The organism is Corynebacterium tuberculostearicum (genome assembly GCF_022347235.1).
GTDB classification, from domain to species: Bacteria; Actinomycetota; Actinomycetes; order Mycobacteriales; family Mycobacteriaceae; genus Corynebacterium; species Corynebacterium tuberculostearicum_F.
Genome location: NZ_JAKRDX010000037.1, coordinates 1 through 5,197, shown reverse-complemented (window position 1 = coordinate 5,197; position 5,197 = coordinate 1). Strand labels below are relative to the sequence as shown.

Sequence of the window (5,197 nt, the reverse complement as noted above, 5' to 3'; positions counted from 1 at the left end):
AGCTCTGGGAAGTCTGCCATAACCTGGGCATTGCTCAGTCTGTGGGGCGTACTGGTGTGTGCTTTGATAACGCGATGGCTGAGTCGTTCTGGTCGACGCTTAAAACCGAGTTCTACGACCGTAAGCGTTGGCCTACCCGCGATGCTGCGCGCAAGGCCGTTGCCTACTGGATGGAAGTCGTTTACAACCGTCGGCGCCGGCACTCTGCACTAGGAATGGTCAGTCCCGTCGACTTCGAAAACCACATTGGTCTAACCACCAGTAGAAAAGAAATAGCTGCCTAAACACTAGGTAGCCCCACTACGTGTCCACGAATTGCGGTCAACCCCACTTGAAGCAATTGATTACGTCGGTAACGCCTATAAAGTCAAGCAAGATGTTTAGTGCTTCTTTGCCGATGGTTTCTTTAATGGCATCAAGAACGCTTGTCGGTGCGTTGTCACCTGCTCCAGCCATGGAGGCTTCTTGTAGTTCTGCTTCTTCTGCGAGTTGCTTTTGGATTGCTGCGTCGTAGGCTTCTTGAGCTGCTTGGCCTGCACGCTGAGCGTCGTAGCCGGCTTGATTGGCTGATTGGCGTGCGGTTGCAGCAGAACTTGCAGCGTCATTTGCTGATTGGTGTGCTTGTAAGGCATAGCTAGTAGCCGCGTCGGCATTGGCGCCAGCTTGTCGCGCATCTGCTTCCGCTTGGTTAGCGGCAGTATGAGCTCGCTCTTTCTGGGCTAGAGCAAAGCGTAGGGAGTTTTCTGCGTTGCACACATGGTCTTGTGCGATTCGGGCAGATTGAGCTGCCTTTCCTGCCCACTGCGAAGCTTGATTGGCGTAGTCTCTTGCTTTTACAGAATCGCCATAGGCGGCATAGTAGGACTGCTGGGCTTTAGCGGCGTTTTCGGATGCTTTTTGCGCTGCGGAAAAACCTTGTTGAAGTAGAGCGTTGATACTATCGTTGTAAACTGTGCGTTCGGCATCATCGCCAGACTTTCGAAAAGCTTCAACAGAGACAAACTCGTTGAGCATGGCTCGGTCGCCGAGCACAGCTGCTTCTGCAGAAGCTTTAAGTTCGGGTCCGCCGGTTCTTGCGAGTTCGTAGGCTTGACGTTGTTGGTCTTCATATCGAGCTTTTTCAAAGCCGCCTTCAACGACAAAATCGACAAGGTCATCGTAGGTTCCAGAAGAAATGGCTGCGTCAGCTTTTTCCTTAACGGTATTGCCGCCGGCGTCGCGAAGCTGCCAAGCTTGTCGAGTTAGTTCTGGGACTTTCATAGTGTGAACAGTCTCGTTAAGGAACGTGTCTAACTCTGCTGGAGGGTCTTCGATATGCTCGTCGGCAGCTTTGCGGATTTCTGGATTGGGATCTGCCTGCCACAAGAATTGGGCCTTGGTGACATTGTCTTGGTACTTAAGGGAGTCGAAAGACTTCACGAAGGCCAGAAGATCTTCTTGAGATCCGGTTTGGAGTGCGACTTGAGCGCCGCCCTGGACCATGGAATCGCCTACTTGTAAAGCAGAGACTGTAAGTTGCTGAACCTTTGCAGTGTCGATGCTCTCCTCAGGAACTTGCGCTAGAGAGGAAAGTTCTGTCAGATCTGCTTGCAGGCGTTGTTTTTCTTCTTTGTTATCGTGGACTACCTTATCTTGTGCATCTTCGAGTTCACGTGCATATACTGCTTGGTCTTTGAGGTATTGGGCTTCTTGTTCTTGGCGCTGGGTGGCAGCTTCTTGAGAAAGTTTGGCGATGTCATTGGCAAGGTTGATGGCCTCGATGGATTTTATCGCTGATTCTTGGGCTGATTGAGCATTAGCGCCGGCTCTTTGTGCGGCGGCAGAGGCATTGCCGGCTTCTCGTGCCGCGTCTTCTGCGGCTTGGGCGCTTTTATTTGCGTGGTCGGCGGCTTGTCGAGCTGCTGTACGGGCTTTTTGTACTAGTTCGGTGATCTGGTTGACGATTCCGTCGACTTCGTTAGAGGCTGCTCGTGCTCGAGAGGCTGCTGCGCGTGCTCGTGCGGCACCTGCTCGTGCTTCTGCAGCGGCTTGGTCACCGGCTCCTGCGGCGGCTGCTGCTTCGGATGCAGCGGCTGCTGCCGCATCAGCATTGTTTGCAGCGCTGGCTGCGGCGCCGCTGGCGGTGCGGGCAAAACCGGCGGCGGCGTCTGCGTGGACAAAAGATTGCGCGGCTTTGTCAGCAGCCCGTGCAGCATCACGAGCTTGTTCGGCTGCTTGGCGCGCTTGAGATGCCATGGAGGCGTCATAACCTGCCGCAGAAGCACGGGATGCTGCTTCTTGGGCTGCAATCCGTGCCCGAGAAGCAGCAGAGGCTGCACGAGCTAGAGCATCGGCAGTTTGGGCTAAGGCTTGTCGTGCTTCTGCTGCTGCAGCCACTGCGTTATCGGCTACTTGGGCAGACTGGTTAGCAAGCTTTCCTGCCGACGCTGCGGCATTGCCTGCCCTTACTTGTGCTGCATCGGCGGCTAGTGCCTCATCTTTTGCTTTTTGAGTAGCCTGTCGAGATGCCTCTGTTGCCCGTCTGGCTTGGTCAGCGTTTGTTGCAGCGAAGCTTGCGGCACGCTGGGCTTTATCGGACTCTTCGATAGCGGTATCGACCAGTTCGGTAATACTCATCTTCTCTGAGTCTTGGGCCGCATCAACAAACTGCCCATAGCGAAGATACGACTCAATTGCTGTATCTGTATCTGTCATCAGTGCTTCTGAAGCGCCTGCAGCAACTGATGGGAGTGGGGATCGGGAAAGTTCGTAGACTTCGCGTCGTTTATCATCCCAGCGAGCTTTATCTGCACCTGTTGCTGCAAACTCGCTTAGGGCTTCTTCAGTGTCTGTAGATAGTGCCTTTTCGGCTGCTGATTTAAGGACACTTCCTTCTGGCGCTTGGGTCGCTTTCCACGCGGTGGCACGATCATCTTCGGTTTGGGCTGTTTGCCACCCAGTATCGATAAAGTTGCTAAGACTGTCGATATCACCTGCATCAAGTGCCTGTTTGGCTGCGTTTTGAACGTTTTCTTCAGATAGTGAAGAGATTGTCACCACTATTTGGCGAAGGTCTTGAGTGCGGGCCTCATCCATGCCTGATTTCGCATAAGCAGATAATTCTTCTTGCCCGCCTCGAAGTACTTCTTCAGCAGCTGCCTGCGAGGCAGGGAAGTTGGTGCTCACCATTTCAATGGCATAGTTTCGCGCTTGCTGTTCATCAGCAATCTCAGCACCCAGGTCGCGTTGATCTACTTGGGCAAGCGCATGCGCTGACGAAAGGCTAAGCCCTACTGCAGCAGCGGTGATAACGGACATGATTTTTCGAGCGCAATGTGTCACTGTCTTCGCAGGGTGATGATGCTTGTAGCGCATGTGCGGACTTTCTTATCTAAAGGTATGGGTTAATTGGGCGCTATGCGTTACAGCGAAAGCAGCCTGAAAAGGCATACACAGTGGCGGCCCTTTTATTACATGTTTTGTGTTTACTTCCCGGGTAGGGCAAGGCCCTGGTCGATAAACCACACCGATTCACTCGTGCGAGAAGTGGTGGTCGCAACCTTTTGCGTCCCACTTGCTGTGAGAACACGATTTTGATTTAGTGCCGAAGCAAGGCGAGTTCCTGTGGGAGTTTCTGCCACACTTGCAGGACACCACGTTGCACCTTTGGCGTTCGGGTTGCTTTGAACAGCTACCGATCCGTTAGAGTGCATGGTCAAGAAGACGCCTGGATATGCGGCTGCTTCCAAGGACAGGCACTGAGAACCATCGCGGGCTGGGACTACTTTAAAAGACGCGTCGAGGCGATCATTAAAGCCTGAGTTTCTATCTATGCTTGATAGTTCTACTCCGGCCCAAGACAATCGCAGTATTTTTCCGCCGGCATATCGGCCAGCAGAACGCATACTGATCACGTGTGGGTTGGCTGTATCCACGCTAAGGTCGCCAGTGCCAGCACCGGTTGAGGTCGCTACCGGGGTGACCTGCATTTCAACAACGGTAGAACGATTATTGCCAACGTCGATGCTTTGGATTTTTCCTGGTTCCACTACTCGCTGCCAGTACACATCACCATCAGGCAACTTAAAGGCCACTGAAACCGGTACTTTTAAGCGATTGACAACTCCATACGATCCCGTAATGTTCACGGCCACCCAGCCTGTGGGCTTTGTAAGGAAAAAGCACGCTTTAGAATTTTCCAGCTCTGAAGAATCAATACGCACGTACTCCGCCCCAGTAGCACAGTCTTTTTGAACGAGACCACCGTCGCCTGCTGTGGTGTTCACAGGCGTTTCCGCTAGTGCGGGAGAGGTAGCAAGACCAGCAGAAACTATGCAGGTAAGTACTCCGATAGATAAGCGTTGGACAAAAGAATTCACAATAGGCTCCTTGAATCTAGGTACGCAGTTGAACACCGTGGTTACTTCGACAACGGGATATACGTCGTCGAAGAGGAATTAATGGTTGAACGCACAGTTCCGGCAAACTTGCTCCATACCTGTGAACCAATGTGATCGGAGCTAAAAGGACCTTGAACCTTTGAGGTCTGTGTCGGGCCAAAGGATTCGACTACGAGGCGAACCCATGTTTTGTCAGAGCCGGTGTAGGAATTTTCTACGCTGTCGTTGTCGAAGACAACATCGTCATCATCTGCATTGGGGGAAGCTACTTCATCGAATCGGATGTTTAGTGTTCTGCCGCCGCCTTCAGGATGATCACTAGCAGTAACCAGTGAAAACCCTTCATCAGAGATACGCTCTACGGTTACTTTGCTTTTAGCTCCGCCCACACCTGTAAAAGTGCATACGGAGCCCTCGGTAATTTCGTCAGGGCACCCTGAGAGAGGAAAGTACTTATCCATGTTTTGGATAACTTCACGATAAACCCCGGCTGCATGCCACCGCTTGAAGTCGGTGGTGTTAAACAGTGGATAAATCTGACGGTAACTCGAAATATTCTGATTGTCATAAGCCTCCAGGGCCTTGCCAGTAGGTTCAAAATACTGAATAGATCCGCCCTGGAAATCCTGCTTTATGCCTCCGCCTGCAGCGTATTTTTCCGATGTGGGAAACTTCAAAGAGCTACGCTCCCATGTCGATTTGGGGTAGTTGGTACCGCGAGTCTGCGTAGTTGGTACCGGTGTTCCGCGTACCCGGTACTGCAAGGGGTTTTCTTTCATAGTTGATGTTGGCGACACCACAATCCGCTGGTGTTGCGT

General features: G+C 52.4%; 4 protein-coding genes. 1 reads left to right on the top strand and 3 read right to left on the bottom strand.

What is annotated here, in order from left to right:
• Positions 1-284, top strand: a 284-nt coding sequence (locus MHK09_RS11505) for an integrase core domain-containing protein (RefSeq protein WP_250411974.1), incomplete at its 5' end; no start/stop codon positions are given.
• A 37-nt stretch (positions 285-321) separates the two neighbouring features.
• Here MHK09_RS11505 and MHK09_RS11500 read toward each other — a convergent pair.
• The 3 genes from MHK09_RS11500 to MHK09_RS11490 all read right to left on the bottom strand — a co-directional run.
• Positions 322-3,354, bottom strand: coding sequence for a coiled-coil domain-containing protein (locus MHK09_RS11500; RefSeq protein ID WP_250413607.1), 3,033 nt, complete (start codon positions 3,352-3,354; stop codon positions 322-324).
• 110 nt (positions 3,355-3,464) lie between these two features.
• Positions 3,465-4,358, bottom strand: coding sequence for an AbfB domain-containing protein (locus MHK09_RS11840; protein WP_179387022.1), 894 nt, complete (start codon positions 4,356-4,358; stop codon positions 3,465-3,467).
• A 41-nt stretch (positions 4,359-4,399) separates the two neighbouring features.
• A partial coding sequence (locus tag MHK09_RS11490) for an LGFP repeat-containing protein (RefSeq protein WP_436232120.1) occupies positions 4,400-5,197 on the bottom strand: 798 nt, incomplete at its 5' end.